The sequence below is a fragment of the Roseateles koreensis genome (genome assembly GCF_028595305.1).
GTDB classification, from domain to species: domain Bacteria; phylum Pseudomonadota; class Gammaproteobacteria; order Burkholderiales; family Burkholderiaceae_C; genus Paucibacter_A; species Paucibacter_A koreensis.
This window is the reverse complement of record NZ_JAQQXS010000020.1, coordinates 19,890-40,739: the sequence shown is the minus strand read 5'-3', so window position 1 is coordinate 40,739 and position 20,850 is coordinate 19,890. Positions and strand designations below refer to the sequence as shown.

The 20,850-nt window shown below is 61.8% G+C and carries 16 protein-coding genes; 5 read left to right on the top strand and 11 right to left on the bottom strand.

Annotated features, from left to right (window positions below):
• Window positions 1-16 precede the first annotated feature (16 nt).
• From PRZ01_RS17950 to PRZ01_RS17905, 11 genes are all read right to left on the bottom strand, one after another.
• A complete protein-coding gene (locus PRZ01_RS17950) occupies window positions 17-2,293 on the bottom strand; it encodes a TonB-dependent siderophore receptor (RefSeq protein WP_273598219.1) in 2,277 nt (758 codons plus the stop codon).
• Window positions 2,294-2,675: 382 nt separating this feature from the next.
• On the bottom strand, window positions 2,676-3,251 hold the full coding sequence (gene greB, locus PRZ01_RS17945) for a transcription elongation factor GreB (protein ID WP_273598218.1): 576 nt from the start codon (window positions 3,249-3,251) through the stop codon (window positions 2,676-2,678).
• A gap of 117 nt (window positions 3,252-3,368) precedes the next feature.
• Window positions 3,369-3,800 carry a DUF6916 family protein gene (locus PRZ01_RS17940; RefSeq protein WP_273598217.1) on the bottom strand — a complete coding sequence of 144 codons (432 nt, stop codon included), beginning with the start codon at window positions 3,798-3,800 and terminating at the stop codon, window positions 3,369-3,371.
• Window positions 3,797-4,327 (bottom strand): GNAT family N-acetyltransferase, encoded by a 531-nt coding sequence (locus PRZ01_RS17935; protein ID WP_273598216.1) that lies wholly within the window; start codon window positions 4,325-4,327, stop codon window positions 3,797-3,799. The genes PRZ01_RS17940 and PRZ01_RS17935 overlap by 4 nt, the downstream gene beginning before the upstream one ends.
• Before the next feature lie 26 nt (window positions 4,328-4,353).
• Window positions 4,354-4,872, bottom strand: a complete 519-nt coding sequence (locus tag PRZ01_RS17930) for a phage tail protein (protein WP_273598215.1) — start codon at window positions 4,870-4,872, stop codon at window positions 4,354-4,356.
• A gap of 10 nt (window positions 4,873-4,882) precedes the next feature.
• Entirely contained in the window at window positions 4,883-5,383 is a 501-nt protein-coding gene (locus PRZ01_RS17925) for a phage tail protein (protein ID WP_273598214.1), read from the bottom strand.
• Between the two features lie 28 nt (window positions 5,384-5,411).
• Window positions 5,412-5,924, bottom strand: a complete 513-nt coding sequence (locus PRZ01_RS17920) for a phage tail protein (RefSeq protein ID WP_273598213.1) — start codon at window positions 5,922-5,924, stop codon at window positions 5,412-5,414.
• Window positions 5,925-5,936: 12 nt separating this feature from the next.
• The gene (locus PRZ01_RS19330) at window positions 5,937-6,227 is read right to left on the bottom strand and encodes a DUF6916 family protein (RefSeq protein ID WP_409993873.1); all 291 of its coding nucleotides are present in this window, start codon (window positions 6,225-6,227) and stop codon (window positions 5,937-5,939) included.
• A 14-nt stretch (window positions 6,228-6,241) separates the two neighbouring features.
• Window positions 6,242-6,967: a PEP-CTERM sorting domain-containing protein gene (locus PRZ01_RS17915; RefSeq protein ID WP_273598212.1), complete on the bottom strand. Its 726-nt coding sequence runs from the start codon at window positions 6,965-6,967 to the stop codon at window positions 6,242-6,244.
• Window positions 6,968-7,144: 177 nt separating this feature from the next.
• Entirely contained in the window at window positions 7,145-9,430 is a 2,286-nt protein-coding gene (yicI, locus tag PRZ01_RS17910) for an alpha-xylosidase (RefSeq protein ID WP_273598211.1), read from the bottom strand.
• Between the two features lie 159 nt (window positions 9,431-9,589).
• Window positions 9,590-11,140 carry a tryptophan halogenase family protein gene (locus PRZ01_RS17905; RefSeq protein WP_273598210.1) on the bottom strand — a complete coding sequence of 517 codons (1,551 nt, stop codon included), beginning with the start codon at window positions 11,138-11,140 and terminating at the stop codon, window positions 9,590-9,592.
• A 279-nt stretch (window positions 11,141-11,419) separates the two neighbouring features.
• Here PRZ01_RS17905 and PRZ01_RS17900 point away from each other — a divergent pair, with 279 nt between their 5' ends.
• From PRZ01_RS17900 to PRZ01_RS17880, 5 genes are all read left to right on the top strand, one after another.
• Window positions 11,420-12,691: an ROK family transcriptional regulator gene (locus PRZ01_RS17900; protein WP_273598209.1), complete on the top strand. Its 1,272-nt coding sequence runs from the start codon at window positions 11,420-11,422 to the stop codon at window positions 12,689-12,691.
• A 2-nt stretch (window positions 12,692-12,693) separates the two neighbouring features.
• Entirely contained in the window at window positions 12,694-14,184 is a 1,491-nt protein-coding gene (xylB, locus tag PRZ01_RS17895; RefSeq protein WP_273598208.1) for a xylulokinase, read from the top strand.
• A 43-nt stretch (window positions 14,185-14,227) separates the two neighbouring features.
• A complete protein-coding gene (xylA, locus tag PRZ01_RS17890; protein ID WP_273598207.1) occupies window positions 14,228-15,544 on the top strand; it encodes a xylose isomerase in 1,317 nt (438 codons plus the stop codon).
• A gap of 342 nt (window positions 15,545-15,886) precedes the next feature.
• The gene (locus PRZ01_RS17885; RefSeq protein WP_338111484.1) at window positions 15,887-18,934 is read left to right on the top strand and encodes a TonB-dependent receptor; all 3,048 of its coding nucleotides are present in this window, start codon (window positions 15,887-15,889) and stop codon (window positions 18,932-18,934) included.
• Window positions 18,935-19,143: 209 nt separating this feature from the next.
• A complete protein-coding gene (locus tag PRZ01_RS17880; RefSeq protein ID WP_273598205.1) occupies window positions 19,144-20,838 on the top strand; it encodes a DUF5597 domain-containing protein in 1,695 nt (564 codons plus the stop codon).
• The last annotated feature ends 12 nt before the right edge of the window (window positions 20,839-20,850 follow it).

Sequence of the window (20,850 nt, the reverse complement as noted above, 5' to 3'; positions counted from 1 at the left end):
GTCTCCTCGGCGCAGGTCAGAAGCTGTACTTCAGGGTCGCCCGAACGGTGCGGCCCGTCAACGCGCGCGCCGCATGCCCATCACCCTCAATCTCGGTGTAAGCCAAGGCGTTGAAGAGGTTGTTGGCCGACAAGGAGAGTTGCATCTTGTCGTTGAACTGGTAGTTTGCAAAGGCGTTAATCACCACATAGGCCGGCATGGTGATGGTGTTGGCATCATCGCCGTAGGACTTGCCTGAGCCGATCAAGGCGGCGCCCAGATCGAGGTTGCCAAAGGCGTAACTGGGCGAAATCTGGTACACAAAATCAGCTTGGCGGCGCGGTGTCTTGCCCACCGTGGTGGCGTCGCTGGAGTCCTTGATTCGGGCGTGCGTATAAGTCGCGCCGCCCGCTAGGCGGAATTCTCCCATCTGGTAGGCCATCTCCAACTCTAGGCCATTGGCCTCGTACTTGTTGGCAGTGAATTTCTGCGTCGTCACCTCAAAATTGCTTTCTTTGGTACGGGCGTTGAACAGGGTGGCAAACACACTCATGCCTTGGCCCCGCCATTTGAGGCCGCCTTCCACCTGATCAATCTCGTTGATGCTGATGGGCACCGAGCCGTCCAGCGGATTGCCATACAGCAACCGGTCAGCGCTGAAGGCCACGCCGTTGCTCTCGCGTGCAAAAGCCGCCAGATCTTTGTTGAGCGTGTAGTTGCCGCCCAGCGAATAGGAAGTATGTGAAACCTTGTAGTCCACCAACTTCTTGCTGGCCGCATCCCAAACCTTGTTGGTGTTGTCGCCGCTGAAGGTGTAGCCCTTGGCCTTTTGTTCGTCACGGCGCAAGCTGCCGTCGATGATCAGCTTGCCCACCTCGACTGTAGCGGCGGCGTAGGGTGAGGTTTCGGTGTAATCCACATTGAAGGTGCGGGTGCAGCAGCCACCCCAGGTTGACCACCCTTGCGCGACCGGCGCTGACGACGCGTTGCCGTTGGCGTCCACCACATGCGAGTTTTCGCCGCTCATGGTGATGTTGTACTGATTCCAGAACCAGGTTTGCGCCACTGTCTGCTTGCCATAGAACAAGCCGCCCACCAAGGTGGTCTTGATGTCATCACCCTTGATGACCTTGCTCACCTTCAAGTCGTTGAAGGTGTTGTTCATATTGTCCAACGAGGTGTTGAACAAGGTGCCGGTGAAAAACTTCGCAGTGCCGTTGCTGCCGTTGTCGGCCGGGAACAAGGCGATGAAGCGCCCCGAATTGGATGCCGTGCGGAACTTTTCGTCCACATTGAAACCCTGGCCCAGTTCCAGCCCTGCTTCAAAACCAATGGCCGTGCTTTTCACCCGCAAGCCGTCCCGCGGATCAGACACCGAGGTGCCCCCATCCTTGTTGTAGGTGCTGTCGGAATTCAGACTTGGCGAAATGAAGAACGCGGTGCGGGGATCAATCCCGGCGATGGTGTTGATCTTGCCGTTGCTGACCGTGACAGGTACCGGCATGAGCGAAGGGGTCTTGTCGTCCAGCGCCTTGAAGTTCACGCGGACAAAGCCGCCGTCGAACTTTTGCGTGATGTTGGCCTTGAGTTGCCCGCCTTTTTCAAGGTCTTGCCCGGTCGGACGGCCGCCCTCGCCAATGCGCTGAAAGGCGCCCACGTGGAAGCTCGTCCCGTTCCCAAGGCTGCCGCCGTAATCGGCGTCCACGCGCCACAGCTTGTTGCCCAGGCCCGCCGTCAGGCCGATCGATCCACCCTGCTCCTTCCCGGTCTTGCTGATGAAGTTGATGACACCGCCCGGTGAGTTTGAAGCCAGCGTCGACGCCGACCCACCGCGTACCACTTCGAGGCGATCGGTATTGATGTCGGCGCGAACAAACTCGTCCGCCGTACCGAAGGCGATATCGCCAAACAACAATACTGGCAAGCCGTCTTCCTGCATCTGCACATAACGCGACCCACCGGCTGACAGCGGCACGCCCCGCACGGTGATGTTGGCATTGCCCTCGCCGCCGCTTGATTCGGCCCGCAAGCCGGGTACCGAACGCAGCAACTCAGCAGCATTGGTGGCGCCGGATTTGGTGATTTGCTCGGCGTCCATGGAGCTGACCGACAAGCTTTGCTGCATCTTGGTAACGCGGGTGGACGCGCCAGTCACCACCACTTGGTCGAGCTTGAGTGTGTCTCCCGAATTGGCGGCAGCGCCCTGCGGAACCGCCGGCTGCACTTCTTGCGCGTTGGCCGGCGAATACGCCAGAGAAATGGCCAAGGCGAGTGGCGTGGCGCTCAAAAGAACACGTTGAATGGGGGTATGCATGGTTTGTCTCCGCTTGCAAGGTCTGAAAAGCCTTGGTGATCGCAACTTTGGAACTTCGGTGCTCTGTGGCGGCTCGTCCGCACTGCAAATATTCCGTGAAGGAGGCAAACATTGCAGCAGGCGTCAACCGTGGCGCTATTGTGAAACTGAAAAATCAAAATTGCAATCGATTGCAAACAATAGTAAACCCGTATTTATGGAAATCGATTGCAATGCATGAAGCAAGCTGCTAAATGCGATAGCGCAGACGGCGCTACGCCCACTAAGGCGAAAAGTGGACCGCGTCAACAAACCGGAAGCCAGTCTGGAATCAACCCGAAATCAGTCAATAAAGCGGGCTTAAACATGACCGGGAAATGACCGGTCAGCAATCAAGCAGGTGTCACGCCGCGCCGGCCGCCTTGGGCGCCGGGTAGCGCACTTCCACCACCTCAATCTGCTCCACGCCTCCCGGCGTCAAGAGTTGAAGTTCATCGCCCTCCCGGGCCTTCAGCAAGACCCGGGCAATGGGCGATACCCAGCTCACCTCACCCGCTAGGCTGTTGGACTCATCAATGCCCTTGATGGTGATGGTGCGTTCCTCACCCCGGGCGTTGGCGTAGGTGACCGTGGCGCCAAAAAAGATCTGGTCACTGCCAAAATGGGCGCTAGGATCCGCCACCTCCGCAATATCCAGCCGCTTGGTGAGAAAGCGCAGCCGGCGGTCAATCTCCCGCAAACGCTTCTTGCCATAGAGGTAGTCGCCATTCTCCGAACGGTCGCCATTCTTGGCCGCCCAGGAAACAATCTCCACGATCTTGGGGCGCTCGTCGTCCAGCAAGGTCATGAACTCCGCCCTCAGGCGCGCGTACCCTTGCGGCGTCATGTAGTTGCGGGCACCTGCAGGAACAGCGGGCAAGCCCACTTCGTCGTCGTCATCGTCCTGAGAGTCACTCTCGCGCGTAAATGCCTTGTTCATAAGACTATTGTGCCGCGAATGCCCTCCCTGTTTGTGGGCACCCAACCGCGAGCTCAGACGTGCTCGGCGCCCCTCGTTGTCAGCACCATCAGCACGATCAGCAACAACTGCCGAGGGCTACGTCGTCAACACATTGAACTCAGCGCGCATCCGGGCCGCAGACGCCAGGCCCGACTCGTTGAGAAAAATGTCTATCCGTTCACCGTTGCGGTGCTCAAGCCGGTAAAGCCCCGACGGCAAGGCCTGTGCGCAACTGAACCCCAACACGAATTGGTGGCTGACGCCGTCGGCCACCGCAGCCTGTGCACACTGGTCGAGAACAGCGACGCTGCGGCTACCGTCTGCACCGTGGATGACGAACTCCTGCTGGACCCATTGCTGCCAAGCTTCGCCGTCACGCAACTGCCCCAAACCCGGTACTTGGGCTCCGGTTGCACCTGCGGCACTGTGGCCAGCCGAGGACGCCAAGGACACTGGCGACGGGCAAGCCATTGCATGCGGCGCCACCAGCACGGCGCAAGCCCCCAAGACAAAGGATCTCTTCTTCATGATAGACATTCCTCATTGACGGTGTGGCTGACCGGCTGCCTGCAGGCCATGAATTGGTACAGGCCCTGGGGTGCACCCTCGGCCTCAAATCCCAAGCGCTCATAAAGTCGGCGGGCGGGGTTGTGCAACTCGACAAAGATGGTCACCGAATGCCCCCGCTGGTGCGCCTCACGTTGGAGTTGCTCCAGGCACAAGGTGCCAATGCCCTGGCCTCGGGCCGCACTCAAGACGCTGATGTCCAGCACATGGACCGAGTTGCTGCGCTGATCCACCCAAAGGCGGCCAACGTCTTGCACGCCGCCCCTGAGCGCATCACCCTCGACGACAGAAATCACTTGGCAGATCGATTGCGGGTAATGCAGAAGGTAGTGCGCCTGCTGGGCGTTGAACTGCATGTCCGTGAAGGCGCGGCGTTGTTCCGCCGACCACGGGGTCAAGGCCAACTCGTCTTCGCGGGTACTGGCATAAATCTGGCGCATCAAGGCCTGATCGTGTACAGCGTCGGCGGGGCGGAGTTGGACTCGCATGATCAAGCGCTCAACCGCTCAGCCGCTCAGCCGCGGGCGGGATAAATCCCCTGCATGGCGATGCAAAAGTTCACGGCCAAAAAGGGCTGGCGATTCTCATGAGGCTGTCCATTGCCGGCATTTGCCAGGCTCGCCCCCGCCATCGGGGTTGGGTTGGCAGGAATGCGGTATTCAAGCGCCCCGCCGGCCGGCGGCGCCATGACTGCGCCGGTCGGATTGGTGCTGCTGGCCGCCGCGCCGGCCTTCAAGGCATGGGTATGCTGCGGCATTGTTGACGGCGACAAAGCCACCGTCGCCTCGCCACCCTGCTCCCCCAGGCTTCGCTGCGAAAGCCCGGGCCCACTGCCCATGCCCACCGCGAATTGATCCTGCAAATTGGGCAAGGCAAAATTGGAGGTGCCATTGCCGCCGTAGAACGTGCCAAGCAGGGAGAACAGCGCCGTGTTTTGCGAAAGGGGCAAGAGTTGCCCATTGCAAGCCGCCCACCCCGTTGGCGCAAAGCCAAAGCCAAACATCCGGACCTCGGCAACAAATTGGTCTGCCATGACGAACTCCTCAGTTCTGTGACGGATAAACGCCGAACAATGAAATGATGTAGTTCAGCGTCGTGAATGGCGCCATATTGTTGTGAGGCTGCGAGCCGCCTTGCACTGCAATAGCGGCGTCAGCCATGGCCACCGTGGCCGGCCCGGGCCCGTAAGAATTGATGGGCGGCGCGGCCAGCACATTGCCACCCGGCGACCCGGCAATCGCGGTCGTGCTGCTGCCCTGTGGTGTGTGGGTGTGCATGGGCATCTGGCTCACGCTGAGCGTGACCGCTTCGACGCCCGCACGCTCGCCCATCACATGGCCACTGCCTTGATGCACCGGCACACGGCCTTGCAAATCCGGCAGGGCAAACGTGCTTTGACCATCGCCACCATAGGTGGTGCCAATCAAATTGAACAAGGTGTCGAACTCGGAAATCGGCAACAGCGCGCCGTTGCAGAAATACCAACCGACAGGCGCGAAACTCCCTGCGAACAAACGAATTTCACCCACATAAGGCTCTGACATTTGGACCTCCTGTCCTGTCCGATCGACATCAGTTACGTGACGGGAAGATGCCCTGCAGGGCAATCACATAATTCATCACCAGGTAGGGCTGCATATTGCTGTGCGGCTGGTTGCCCCCCACCAAGCTGACCGACGAAGCGTCCAGGCTCGCATTGACCGAGCCCGCGCCCGCATAGTGATTGACACCACCGCGGCCTTTGGCGGCCGGCACGGCCAAGCCGGGCGCGCTGGCGTTGGCCAAGTCACTCGTGCCACTGAGCCCGTGAGAATGCACGGGCAAGTGGGCCTGCAGCAGTGTGACGTTTTCCGCGCCGCCTGACTGGCCTTGAACGGTGGTAGGCCCCACGTGCAAAGGGGTGCGTCCTTGCAGATTGGGCAGCGCGAAGTTGCTTTGGCCGTTGCCGCCGTAATACGTTCCCAAGAGCGCGAAAAGCGCCTGGTACTGATTGATGGGCAGCAACTGCCCATTGCACTGCGCCCAGCCTCTGGGAGCATAGGCAAAACTCATCAAGCGGATCTCGCCGAGATAGGGTGTTCCCATGGTCGTCGACTCCTAATTAAAAACGGCTTCGTAGCGAATGCCTGAACGACTTTGGCCGACTGGCACGATGAACAATTCCAGGCCTGAAAACGCGGCGTGCCGGACTTGATAGGTCCGCTGGTCCAACAGTGACTCGACCGGGCCTTCAAAAATCAGGTGAAACGGTTGACGCGCCCCGAACGCTGGCGACGTCAACAAGGCGGCCTCAATCAACGTGGCATGCGCCTGGGCTGGCCCTTCAGCCGCCGTGCTAAATCCAAAATGCTCGCCCACAAAGGGGCTGAAATGCGTGAGGGACAGCACCTCGCCGCCCCCAACTAGCGCAGCCAACCACGACGACGCGCCGCAAACATCATCAAGCCAGCGGCCCCCAGGCACGCCAGCGATGATGGCTCCGGCAAATCGCCACCGCCACCGTTGCCATTCGCTTGGGTGATTAGGTCAATTCGAAATTCCGCGTAGTTGTAGGTTTCCCTCAAACGATCTTTGAATTGCAGAGTGTCCAGATCGAAACTCAGCGTGCTGGCGTCAATCAGGTGGACCAGATCATTGGGGTCTGTCAGGTTCACTGCACCCGTGGTGCCCGACGTGCCATAACCATCAAAGTCATAGACCTTGAAGCCGGTGATGGTTTCACCAGGAATGTTGAGGCCAGAGAATTGATAACGTGCATGTTCTGCACCACTGCCCAGGTAACCGGTGTAGAACAAATTGCCAGGCGTTTGTTCACCGGCATCGACATGCAGCAAGATGGAGTTACCCACAAAGGTGATCTGCTCATGGTCGAGCATGAACCCCGCTGCGCCGCCGATCGGCCCCGGATCCAGCGAACTGGCAAAAATGCCCGTTGACACCGAGGTGCTCTCGGTCACATGGATTGCCGTTGAAACAGTGTTGCCCGGCGTGCCGTCAGAGGTCAATCCGCCGGGCGCATACAAGTCAACGGTCACAGACCCGATCAGGCTGGCTTGCGCAGTGCTGACCAAGGCCAAACCCGACAGCCCCGAAACAAGGCTCCAAATCAGTCGATGCGAAGTGCTCATATGACAACCCCTGCCTTGCGCTGGATCAGCAAGGTGCATCTGAACAGCTTTCCCGCTCTGGGTCACCCCCCTTAAATAGGGGGTTAATTAAGCAGCATGTCAGCACGCGGGCGCCCGCATTTGCAGGGGTTTGCCCGCGTTGATTTGCCCTTGATTGCGCCTATGTGCGATACGAAATCACGGCTGCCAAACCAAGCTGTTGGCGCTGGCCTGCACGGAACTGCGCTGCCCGTCGACCTCCAGGCACCAGTCCTGCAAAGTGCCCTCGGTGATCGACGTGGTGTAGCACGGCCCCTGCCGATGAACGGTGCCGCGTGCGGCGATCTGCCCTTGCACTGAAGCCACCTCGAACGAGGTCGTGGCACCGTCCGCCAGCGCGAAGACACGCAGCGTCAGTCCCTTTGTGTAGTCGTAATCAGGACGCTCGGTTTCAGCCCCCCAGGGCAGCACGGTATTGGGCGCCACGTACAGCGGCAGGCTGAGAAAGTCGTGGGCCTCCTGATGCCACCGCCCGCCAGGCACGGTCTGGCCCGACAGCAGGTGCGTCCAGCGGCCCTCGCCCGTGCCTTGCGGCAGGTAGAAATCCACCTCGCCGCTCTCGGTGAAAATCGGCGCCACCAGCAGCGATTCGCCCAGATGGTATTGGCGGTCCAGGCTCGCGCAGGCGGGATCTTGCGGATGCTCCAGCACCATCGAGCGCATCATCGGTACGCCGGTCTGCGTCGCCTCGATGGCCTTGGCGTACAGATAGGGCATCAAGCGGTGCTTCAGGCGGGTGAAGGCCTGCAGGACCACGCAGCTTTCTTCGTCCACCAGCCATGGCACACGGTAGAAGCTGCTGCCATGCAAGCGGCTGTGTGACGACAACAGGCCGAACTGAATCCAGCGCTTGTAAACGGCAGGCGGCGGGTTGCCCTCGAAGCCGCCGATGTCGTGGCTCCAGAAGGCGAAGCCGCAACTGGTGAGCGACAGGCCGCCACGCAGGCTCTCCGCCATCGACTCGAAGTTGGACCAACAGTCGCCGCCCCAGTGCACTGGAAAACGCTGACCAGACGCATAGGTAGAGCGCGCGAACACCACCGCATCATCGACGCCACGCACCTCTTGAATGAGTTGGTAGACCACCTCGTTGTACCGCAGCGCATAGAGGTTATGCATTTCAACCGGGTCGGAGCCATCGTGATAAACCACGCCGGTGTCGGGGATACGTTCACCAAAATCGGTCTTGAAGCAATCCACGCCCATGGCCAGCAAGCGGCGCAGATGCCCCTGGTACCAGGTGATGGCGGCAGGGTTGGTGAAATCAACAATCGCCATGCCGGGCTGCCACAGATCGGTTTGCCACACGCGGCCATTGCTGCGCTTGATGAAGTAGCCCTCGCGGGCGCCCTCGGCAAACAAGGGCGACTTCTGCGCAATGTAGGGGTTGATCCAGAGGCTGATCTTCAGGCCGCGTTCGGCCAAGCGGCGCAGCATCGCTTCGGGCTCGGGGAACTGGCGGCGGTCCCACTCGAAGTCACACCACTGGAACTCACGCATCCAGAAGCAGTCAAAGTGGAACACGCTCAGCGGCAGTTCGCGCCGCTTCATCTCGTCGATGAAAGAGGTGGTCGTTGCTTCGTCGTAATTGGTCGTGAAGGAAGTGGTCAGCCACAGGCCAAAGCTCCAGGCGGGCGGCAAGGCGGCGCGCCCGGTCAAGGCGGTCAGGCGCTGCAGCACGTCCTTCTGTGTGGGTCCTTGAATGACCATGTAGTCGAGACTCTCGCCTTCACGGCTGAACTGGACCCGCGCCACCTTTTCAGACGCCACCTCGAAAGACACCGGGCCGGCTTCGTTCACCAGCACGCCGTAGCCTTTACTAGTTAGGTAGAACGGCACGCTCTTGTAGGCCTGCTCGCACGCCGTGCCGCCGTCGCGGTTGCTGTTCTCCACCACCTGACCGTTTTTAACCCAGGGCGTGAAGCGCTCGCCCAAGCCGTAAACGTTCTCGCCCACCCCCAGCGACAACTGCTCGTGCACAAAGTTACCCTTGTCCGCCCACTGCACATAACCCAGGCCCCGCCAGTCGCTGCGAGTCAACACGCGGTCGCCCTCGCGGAAGATCAGGCTCCATCCCTCCGCCTTGTTCACCTCCACCGACAAACCGCCGCTGCGCAGAACAGCACGGTCGGTGCCGTTTTCAATCGTGACCGTCGGCCGCGTGGCACCCGGCATGGGGATGTGCAGGCGCGGTGCATCGGCTTCGGCGTAGTGCTGAACCTGCACGCGGATCACGCCGGGCAAGGGCGAGCTCAAGGTGACCGTCAAAGTCGGCCCCTGCAAGGTATCGCCGCGGTGGCGAATGGGTCGCGTGGTCGCCAACACCACCAATTGATCGCCGGCCACCTCAACGTCATACGCCTGCGCGGCGTAGTGCGCGGTGACCCCGGGCTGCAACATCCACTGCCCATCGGTGAACTTCATAAAACAATCCAATAGCTATAAGAAAAAAGGGGCGCGCATTCCCTACAAACCAGGGAGTCCGCCCTCGCCAGCCCCACGATGTGGCCAGGGCATCTGTCAATTGCTGCGTATTTCTGCTGCGTCTGAGCCGGCCGCCTCATGAGCACCAAGACCAAGTACTCATGCGGCTTGGGCCACCACCGCTGCAGGTTCGGCCTGCGCATGGCGGGCGATGTATTGCGCGTGATCCGGCATGCTCTGCACTGTTTGAGCAATGGCGGCACGCAGGCGCGCGAAATGCGTTTTCAAGGCCACCTCGTCGATCAAATCGACCATCGGGTCATAACGCTCTGGCGTCACGCCCAGGCCCATCATGATGGACACCAGCGAGGGCTCCAAAAAGCCTTCTGGATCGAGCACCGCCACCCGGCCGGTATGGCGAAACAGTTCGATCTGGTGTTGCAAACGCTCCGGGATCGGCATGGCCGCGCAATAGCGCCAAAACGCCGAGTCCGTGCGGCGTGTCAGCTTGTAGTGCATGACGATGAAATCGCGGATCGACTCGTATTGCGACAAGACCTTGCGGTTGAACTCCGCCGCATGGGTGGGGTGAAAATCACGGTCCGGAAAATTCTGAATCAAGCGCCCCACACCATCCATGATCAGCTGAATGCTGGTGGACTCCAGCGGCTCCAGAAAGCCTGCCGCCAAACCCAAAGCCACGACATTCTTGACCCACGATTTGCGCCGGCGCCCGGTGGTGAAGCGCAACTGCCGGGGCTCCGCCAGGGCCTTGCTGTCCAAACCCTCCAGCAGCACCCGCTGTGCGTCTTCGTCGCTGGTGTAGCCACTGCAATACACATGGCCATTGCCCGTGCGATGCTGCAGCGGAATGCGCCATTGCCAACCACTGGCCTTGGCGGTAGACCTTGTGTAGGGCGTCAACGGCCCCACCCGTTCACTGGGCACCGCCAATGCACTGTTGCAGGGCAGCAAATCGCTCCAATCGTCGTAGCCGGCCTGCATCACGCCCTCGATCAACAGACCCCGAAACCCCGAGCAGTCGATGAACAGATCGCCCTCGATCCGGCGGCCGTCTGCCAACTTCACCGAGGTCACAAAGCCGTTGGTGGAACGCAGCTCTACATCGACCACCGTGCCCTCAACGCGGGACGCCCCCCGTTGCATCGCGTAATCACGCAAATAAGCGGCATAGAGGCCGGCATCAAAGTGGTAAGCAAACGAGTACGCGTTGGCCGCCGACGGTTGCTCCCCCTGCGGCGGCGTGAACCGGTTCTGCCGGGCCATGACCGTCGCGGTGGACCAGTCTTCATAGGGGGGGAGCGCTCCTCCCCCCTGCGTCCGCAACAGACGCAGCCAGTGCATATAAGCCGGCCGGTTGTCGATGGCCGGGCCAAAGTCGCCGAAGCCATGAAAGAATCGATTCCCCAGATGCCCCCAGTCCCTGAACTCGATGCCAAGCTTGAAAGTGGCCTGGGTCTTTTTGACGAAGTCCGCCCCCTCCAGGCCCAGGGCCAGGTTGTAGTAGCGGATGGTTGGCAAGGTGGCCTCGCCCACCCCGATCGTCCCGATATCGGGCGACTCGATCAGCACGATTTCACACCCACTCTGCCCGCCCGGGCGGAGCTTCTGCGCCAAAGGTGCGGCAGCCATCCACCCGGCCGTGCCACCGCCCACGATGACTATCTTGCGAATGCGTTTGTCGTTCATGCGTCTCCTTTCAAGCCCCCTGCGCCTGCGGGCTTTGCGCGGCGCCAATGGCTTTGCCCCTTTTCGGGTGTTGGGTGCTTGTATTTGGCTGGCCGCTGCCGATACATCGGCGGCGATAAAGGCGGCTTGTGCGCGCCCTCCCAGCCGGTATTGCTAACGCGCAAAGGTAGTGGAGCCGCGAATTTTCGGGGCTAGGTGTTTTCACCTGCTTTAGTTAGTTCATCGATCGAACTATTATCACAATCCATAAGAAGTTCATAAAAATTCAGGAGACAAGCCTTGCTGACGGATACCGCAGGAAGTCAACAGCTGCTCAAGGGCATCAACAGAATGGCCTTGGTGCGGCATCTATGCGCAAACCCAGGTGTTTCCCGCGCTGATTTGGCCGTGGCGGTGCGCTTGACCAAATCAACCGTCAGCCTGCTGGTGCGCGAGCTGCTGGACGAAGGCTGGCTGGTCGAGCGAGACATCGTGGCCTCCGGCGACTTGGGGCGCCGCCCCACGCCCTTGTTCATTCATCCGTCTCGCCTGCTCCTGCTGGGGGCGGAAGTGGGCATCGACACCACGCGTGTGGTGGCCACCTCCTTGACTGGCGAGATCCTGGCCTCCACCGTTTCGCGGCATGGCGCCAACAACAGCGCCAAGGCCTGCATCGCCGGCTTGTCGGCGGCCTTGCTGAAGGTACGCAAACAACTGGAGTCGGCCGAGCACCAGATCATCGGCATCGGCGTAGGTTTGCCTGGCGGCGTCGACGAACTCAGCGGGGTCTTGAACTTTGCACCCAACCTGGGTTGGCGTGATGTGCCCTTCGGCACCCTGCTGGGCGAAAAGCTGGCAAGCACGGCCCTGGCCGGCATCCCGATGTTTCTGCAAAACGAAGCCGATGTTGCCGTGCTCGGCGAGATGGAATTCAACCCCTCGCGGGCGTCCGACCCCTTGCTCTACGTCAGCGTCAACCAGGGCGTGGGTGCTGGCGTCATCGTGGGCGACCGCCTGCTGACGGGCTGGCACGGCTTCGCGGGTGAAGTCGGCCACATCATTCTGCAGCTCAACGGCCCCCTGTGTTCGTGTGGCCGCAAGGGTTGCGCCGAGGCCTTGATCGGCCTGCGCGCCATGAGCCGCGGCGCCGATAAGTCGGAAAAGTCCGACAAGGTCAACCAAGGCGAGGCCGCCCAAACTGCCCCAACGGCATCAGGCGAATCGCCCTGGGCCGCCATCCAGCGCGGCCTGCAAGCCCGTGACACCGGCACGATGCGCGCCGTCAAAAAGGCCGGTACCTATCTGGGCGTCTTGCTGCAAAACCTCACCGCCGCCTACGACCCCGCATGCATTGTGTTGGGGGGTGCCGGCGTTGAGCTGGGTGACGGGTTTGTGCAGCCTGCATTGCAAACGCTGAATGCTTATGCCGCCGCCGCCAATCTGGCGCCCCCGGACGTTCGGGTGTCCCGCTTCGGCGCCGATGCCGTCGCCGTGGGTGCTGCCGCCCTAGCCCGCTACCGCCTGACCCGCCCCTTGGCGGCACCCGCCTTCAGCGGCACCGCAGGGGCATGACGATGGGCGCGCAGCAAGCCAGCTTTCTCGGCATCGACCTCGGCACCTCCGAAGTCAAGCTACTGCTCTTGAATGCCGATGGCCTCGTCGTCGGGCAGGCCGGCGCGGCACTCGGCGTGTCACGCCCGCAACCGCTTTGGGCCGAGCAAGCGCCGCAGGACTGGTGGGTTGCCACCGAGCGCGCAGTCGCCCAATTGCGGGCGGCGCATCCTCTCGCATTCTCACAAGTGCGCGCCATCGGCTTGTCGGGCCAGATGCATGGTGCCGTGCTGCTCGATGCGCAAGACCAAGTGCTGCGCCCTGCCATTTTGTGGAACGATGGCCGCAGCCACGCCGAATGCGTCGAGCTCACCCAGCGCGCCCCGCAACTGCACGCCATTGCTGGCAACCTCGCCATGCCCGGCTTCACTGCCCCGAAGTTGTTGTGGCTTGAAAAGCACGAGCCGCAACTCTTTGCGCAGATCCGCACCGTGCTGCTACCCAAAGACTATCTGCGCCTCTTGCTCAGTGGTGAAAAGGTGTCTGACCCTTCGGACGCAGCCGGCACCTTGTGGCTGGACGTTGCTGCACGCGATTGGTCGAACGAGTTGCTCGCCGCCTGCCACCTCAGCCGCGCGCACATGCCACGCCTGGTTGAAAGCAATCAAATTTCAGCCCGCTTGCGCCCTGAACTGGCGGCCGCCTGGGGCCTGACGCACGAGGTGGTGATTGCCGGCGGTGCGGGCGACAACGCGGCCAGTGCCATCGGCATCGGCGCCACGCAGCCGGGCGACGGCTTCATCTCGCTGGGCACCTCGGGCGTGCTGTTCGTGGTGAACGACCGCTACCGCCCTAATCCTGAATCCGCCGTGCATGCCTTCTGCCATGCGCTGCCGCAACGCTGGCACCAGATGAGCGTGATGTTGTCAGCGGCCAGTTGCCTGAAATGGTTTGTGCAACTCAGCGGCGCCGCCGATGAGGCCCAACTGCTGACCGAGGTGGAAGCCCTGCCCGCCGAGGCGCTCGCTGACGCGCCCACTTTTCTGCCCTATCTGGCCGGCGAACGCACGCCCCACAACGACCCCTTCGCGCAAGGCATGTTCTACGGCCTGAACCACCAAAGCGACCGCGCACGCTGCGCCTATGCCGTGCTCGAAGGCGTGACCTTCGGGCTGGCCGACGGCCTGGCCGCACTGCAGGCCTCCGGCACCGAGGTACAGGTTTTGCCGCTGGTCGGCGGCGGTGCCCGCAGCGCCTATTGGGCGCAACTCATCGCAGACACCTTGAATGTCGACATCGTGCGGCACACCGGCGCTGAAGCCGGCGGCGCCCTGGGTGCCGCGCGCCTGGGCTGGCTGGCCGCCGGCGGCGATCCGGCGCAGGTGTGCAGCAAGCCGGGCATTGCGGCCCGCCACACCCCTCAAGCCCAACGCCATCAAACCTTGCAGCTGCGGCTGCAGAGATTTCGCAAGATTTATTCGCAGCTGCAATCACTTTCAGCCCCATTGGCCTGAACTGAGCGTCGCCAAGCCCCCAACTGTCCAGCCCCACTTGCTCATGAAGACTTACTTCCAAGACATCTCAAAGATTGAATACCGCGGCGCGAACAGCACTGACGCTCTGGCCTTTCAGCACTACGACAAAGACCGCCTCGTACTGGGCAAACGCATGGAAGAGCATCTGCGCTTCGCCGTTTGCTATTGGCACACCTTCTGCTGGACGGGGCTGGACCCCTTTGGCAGCGGCACCTTCCAACGGCCCTGGTTCGAGGGCGGCACGCCCATGGAATTGGCGCACGCCAAGGCCGAAGCCGCGTTTGAATTTTTCGCCAAACTGGGTGCGCCGTACTACTGCTTCCACGACCGAGACGTGGCACCCGAAGGGGCCACGCCGCGCGAGAGCCACGAGAACTTCCTGCGTATGGTGGACGTGCTCGGCGCCCACCAACAACGCACCGGCATGAAGCTGCTGTGGGGCACGGCCAATTTGTTCAGCCACCGCCGCTTCATGTCTGGCGCGGCCAGCAACCCTGACCCCGCCATCTTCGCCATGGCCGCCGCGCAAGTGCGTGACGCCATGGACGCGACCCTGAAGCTGGGCGGCGAAAACTACGTGCTGTGGGGCGGCCGCGAGGGCTATGAAACCCTGCTCAACACGCGCCTGGGCCAGGAGCTGGACCAACTCGGCCGCTTCCTCAATATGGTGGTTGAGTACAAGCACAAGATCGGCTTCAAGGGCACCATTCTGATCGAGCCCAAGCCGCGCGAGCCCTCCAAGCACCAGTACGACTTCGACACCGCCAGCGTTTACGGCTTCCTGGTGCGCTACGGCCTGGAAAAAGAAGTCAAGGTCAACATCGAGGCCAACCACGCCACCTTGTCAGGCCACAGCTTCGAGCATGAGATTGAAACTGCAGCGGCGCTGGGCATCCTGGGCAGCATCGACATGAACCGGGGCGACCCTCAGCTGGGCTGGGACACCGACCAGTTCCCCAACAACGTGCCCGAAACCGCCACGGCGCTGTACCACATCTTGCGCGCCGGCGGCCTGGGGAGTGGCGGGATGAACTTCGACGCCAAGGTGCGCCGCCAGTCCATCGACCCTGAAGACCTGTTCCACGGCCACATCGGCGGCATGGACGTTTGCGCCCGTGCCCTGCTGATCGCCGAAAAGATGATCAACGACGGCCGCCTGGGCCAAGCCCTGGACGCACGCTACGCCGGATGGGACACCAAGGCCGGGCAAGACATCCTCGCCGGCCGCGTCTCGCTGGACCAACTGGCCGACCAGGTACTGACCCAGAACGCCGATGTGATGCCAGTCTCAGGCCGCCAGGAAATGCTTGAGAACCTCTTCAACCGCATTTGCATCTGAACCCCATGTGCTTGTGCCTGCCGCTCAACCGTCTCGCCACACCACGGTCGGGCTGCACCCCGAGCGTGCAGCTTGAGTTTGAGCCAGCGCTTGCCATTTTTGTAGAGTCCGCCTACGTAATGCGTTATTGGAGCGCATCAAAAGCTGCCCCGCCTACCCGGCGACCCGGCGGCTTCTATTGGCGATGTTGATGATCGCCACCACGATTTTCAATCGTATCGATTCGGCGAATTTGTTTTGTGGCGGCTGACCCCGCTTTGCGCTTGTGGCCCCAAGTGATTGGGGAGAGTCCTGAAACCAACTAACAAACTAAACGATATGAGACAATTTCAAAGGACAGCGTTGTCAATCGCGGCCGCCCAAGCCGCCCTGTTTTGGAGCGCCGCTGCGATGGCGCAATCCACGCCGCCCGCCTCCCCTGATGCTGCGGCCTCCCCGGCAGCCAGCGGCAATTCAAAGTCACCCATGGCTTTGGAAACGGTGGTGATCAAGGGCCAACGGGCCGCACTGGCATCCGCGCAAAAGATCAAACAAAACTCGGACGAAATCGTCGATTCGATCGTCGCTGACGATATCGGCAAACTGCCCGACCGCTCGGTCACCGAGGTGCTGCAACGCATTGTCGGCGTGGCCATCGACCGCACCATGGCCAAGGGCGACCCGGAGCACTTCTCGATCGAAGGCTCGGGCATCACCATCCGCGGCCTGACCTTTGTGCGCTCGGAGTTGAACGGCCGCGACGCCTTCTCCGCCAATGGGGGCCGCTCACTCAACTTCGAGGATGTGCCGCCCGAGTTGATGGCCGGCGTGGATGTGTACAAGAACCCGTCGGCCGAGCAGATCGAAGGCTCCATCGGCGGCTTGGTCAATCTGCGCACCGCCATGCCCTTTGATTTCGACGGCATGAAGGCCGCGGTCTCGGTGCAAGACTCCTACTCCGTGCTGCGCCGCAAGTCCTCGCCCTCGGTGTCGGGCATGTTCTCGAACCGCTGGAAGACGGATGTGGGCGACTTCGGCCTGCTGGTCGACTTGGCGCATTCAGAGAGCGCCCTGCGCACCGACGCTTTCCAGGTCGAGCCCTACTACCCCCGCAGCGATGTGGTGGCCGGCCAGACCGTGTGGATTCCCAAGGGCTCGCAATGGCGCACCCTGGAGTTCGACCGCAAGCGCGACGGCCAGTACCTCGCCTTGCAGTGGAAGAACGAGAAGTTCGCGTCCGACGTGACCTACTTCCGCTCCAAGTACAAGATGACCTGGAACGAGAACGCCATCTTCGCCCAGTCCACCCCCTACAACATCACGGTCGATCCCGGCGCCACCTACGATGCCAACGGCGCGCTGGTCAAGGGCACCTTGCGTGATGCCGCCGATGGTGGCATCAACTTCGGCGCCGACACCCGTGTGGCCACACGCAACTCCAGTACCCAGGATCTGGCCTGGAAATTTACCTGGCACGCCTCCGACCGCTGGACCTTCCGCTCTGACCTGCAATTCGTGAAGGCCGAGACCTCAAGCCTCGACTCCACCGTCGCCACCGGCGTGCAGATGGCCAAGGAAAACATCGACCTCTCGGGTGGCGTGCCGCGCCTGAGCTTTGATGCCGCCGACCGCGCCGCCCTGGCCGACCCGTCCAGCTACTACTGGGCCTTCACCATGGAACACATGGACAAGAGTGTCGCCAACGAGAAGTCATGGAAGGGTGATGCCCTGTTCAAGTTTGAAGACCCGGTGCTGATCGACCTGCGCTTTGGCGTGCGGCTGACCGACCGCGATGCATTGACCCAGAACTCCAACCCTGGCTATAACTGGGCCGCCATCACACAACCGTGGCAAGTGGGCTGGAACATCAGCGGGCTGGCCAAGTTGGGCGACCCGCGCTTCAGCGGCAACACCAACTTGCACGCCTTCAACAACTTCTTCAACAACAACACCTCGGTTCCATCGCTGGTCTTCCCGAACACCTCCACCGCCTCCGGCTTCCCGGACAGCTATACAGCTCTGCACAAGTACCACGACATCTTGTGTGCTGAGCAAACGGCCGCGCAAGGCTGGGGCAGTTGCGATGCCTGGAAGGCGGCCACTTTTGGCACCGACCCTGCCGGCACCAACGACCAGCGCGAGCGCACGCAAGCCGCGTTCAGCCAGCTGCGTTTCGGCTTTGATGACTGGAAGCTGCCGGTGGACGGCAATGTGGGTCTGCGCCTGGTACACACCGACGCCACCGCACATGGCTACACCGTCTTCACGTCCAACGTGCCGACCCCGCCATCGGGTAGCAGCCTTGCCGGCAGCCCCGTGCCCATCATCCCCGCCTTCGCAGAGGCGCAGAACTTCAGCAACGCCTACACCAACGCCCTGCCCAGCCTGAACCTGCGTCTGAAGGCCAGCGACAAGCTGCAGTTCCGCTTCGGCTTCGCCACGTCGATGTCGCGCCCCGACTTCTCGCAGCTGCAGGCCTACACCTCGCTGACGCAGACGGTCGACAAGCACACGGTGGCCAACCCGGATGGCTCGACCTCCATCGTCATCGATGCCGTCCATCAAACGGGCACCGCTTCCGGCAACCCGATGCTCAAGCCCATCACGGCGCAGAACACGGACTTGACGGCGGAGTGGTACTTCGACCGCACCGGCTCCTTCACGGTCGCCGCGTTCAACAAGCAGATGCACGACATCATCATCAACCAGACCTATGTCAAGCAATTGATGGACGTGAACGGCAAGCCGCAAGACTTCACCGTGACTGGCCCGGTCAACGGCGCCAATGGCACGGCTCGCGGCGTGGAGCTGGCTTTCCAGCAGTACTTCGACAAGCTGCCGGGTTGGATGTCAGGCTTCGGCGTGTCGGCCAACTACACCTTTGTGGACAGCCACCAGTCCCTGTACAACCCCGTCAACCAGGCCTATTGCTCGGGCGGCGACGGCACTGCAGCCAATCTGAACCTGAACCTCAACGGTTGCGACGTGAACGGCCGCACCTTCGGCGACCTGCCGCTGGCCAATATGTCCCGCCACTCGTACAACCTGGCCTTCTTGTATGACCAGGGCCCGATCTCGGCGCGCATCGCGTACAGCTGGCGCTCCAAATACCTGCAAGCCGTGAACGTCAACGGCACACAGGGCACCGATGGCACGGACACCAACCCCGCCAGCTCCACCGTGGGTCAGCACAACGTGGCCTGGGGCTTGCCGGTGTGGGCTGATGCCTATGGGCAGATGGACGCGTCGATCTTCTACAAGGTCACCGACAAGTTCACCATCGGCCTGGAAGGTCGCAACCTCACCGACTCGACCTACAAGCAGCTGATGGACCAGCACATCGGCATGAAGGGCCGCGCCTGGTTTGCAGTGGGCCCGAGCTACAGCGTGCAAGCGAGCTACTCGTTCTGATGCGGTGAGGGTCGGCACGCACCTCGACCTGAAGCACGTGCCGGCCCTCAAAAGAAGCGCGCTTTCTCTGCGTCTTCTCTCCGCCATCACGCCACCTTTTCTTTGTTTTCTCTAAGAACGTGTTTATGGGTGCCCCCTGTTCTCAGGGGTCTGTTGGCCAGGCTGCGCGTGCGGCCTGGCATTTTTCTCCCACGCTCCACCTGCCTGCCATGCACAAGCCACACCCGATCCTGAACGCCGCGCGCCGAGGCCTCGCCCTCGTCACGCTGTCCACGGCCAGCCTTTGGGCCCTGGCCGCAGACAAGCCAGTCAATCGACCGCATCTGGTCGAGCATGCGGGTCGGCATGCCTTGATGGTTGACGGCGCGCCTTATCTGATCCTGGGTGCGCAGGTTCACAACTCCAGCAATTACCCGCAAGCCCTGGAAAAAGTCTGGCCCGCTGTGCACGACCTGCACGCCAACACGGTCGAGGTGCCGGTGGCCTGGGAGCAAATCGAGCCTGTGGAAGGCCATTTCGACTTCAACTTTATCGACACCTTGCTCAAGCAGGCCCGCGACAAGCAGGTGCACGTGGTGTTGCTGTGGTTTGGCACCTGGAAGAACACCAGCCCGCAATACAGCCCCGAATGGGTGAAGTCCAATAACCAGCGATTCCCACGCATGCAGGACCGCGAGGGCAAGCTGAGCTATTGCTTCTCGCCCTTTGGTGAAGAAACGCTGAAGGCCGATCGCAAAGCCTTTGTGGCCCTGATGCAGCACCTGCGCAAGATCGACCAGGCGCAGCACACGGTGCTGATGGTGCAGGTGGAAAACGAAGTCGGCACCTACGGCCTGGTGCGCGATTTCAGCGCCAAGGCGCAGGCCGCTTTTGAGCAAGCCGTGCCACCCGAGGTGCTGCAGCGTAAGAAGTCGCCCGTGGCACTGGCCAGCGCCGGCAACTGGCGCGCGGTGTATGGCGACTATGCCGATGAGTATTTTCACGCTTACGCCATCGCCCGCTATATCGAAGAAATCGCCAAGGCCGGTCGCGCTGCCTACGACCTGCCGATGTACGTCAACAACGCGCAGCGCAACCCGATTGAAGCCCTGGCGCCGTGGAAGAACAACTTCTCCAGCGGCGGCCCCGGCTATGACGTGATCGACATCTACAAGGCCGCTGCGCCACATCTCGACATCGTCGGGCCGGACATCTACAACCCGGAGTCGGTACAGATGGACGCGACGCTCAAGCTCTTCCAACGCGCCGACAACCCGCTGTGGGTGCCGGAGATGAGCAATGCCGAGGCGTATGCCCGTTATGTCTACCAGGTACTGGGGCGCGGCTCGCTCGGCATTGCACCGTTTGGCATCGACTATGCGGACTACCGCAACTTTCCGCTGGGCTCCAAATTCACCGATGCACGCATGGTGGCGCCGTTCGCCCGGATTTACGCCGTCTTCGCGCCCATGCAGCGCCAATGGGCGCAATGGGCCTTTGAGGGCCGCACCCATGGCGTGGCGGAAGGAGATGACCGTGGCGACCAGCGCGTTGACATGAAGGGTTGGTCGGCCAAGGTCTCATTCGGTCAGTGGCAGTTTGGCGAAAAGGACTGGCCGCAAAACAGCGCCGAGCGCCCGGACGGCACTGAAAAGCCTGTGGGCGGCGTCTCCATCGCGCAGATCGGCGACGACGAATTCGTGATCGTCGGCCAACACGCACGGGTGCGGCTGGACGCCCTGCCCGCCACGTCCGGCACCGGCGCCCCGTTCAACGGCAGCATGCACCTCCGCGTCGAAGAGGGCCATTTCACGCCCTCGGGGGCCTGGGTGATGGAGCGCAACTGGAATGGCGACCAGGTGGACTGGGGGCTCAACCTGCCCGCCCAGCCCGTGGTGCTCAAAGTGCGCATGGGCCGGTATTGACCCATGGCCGCA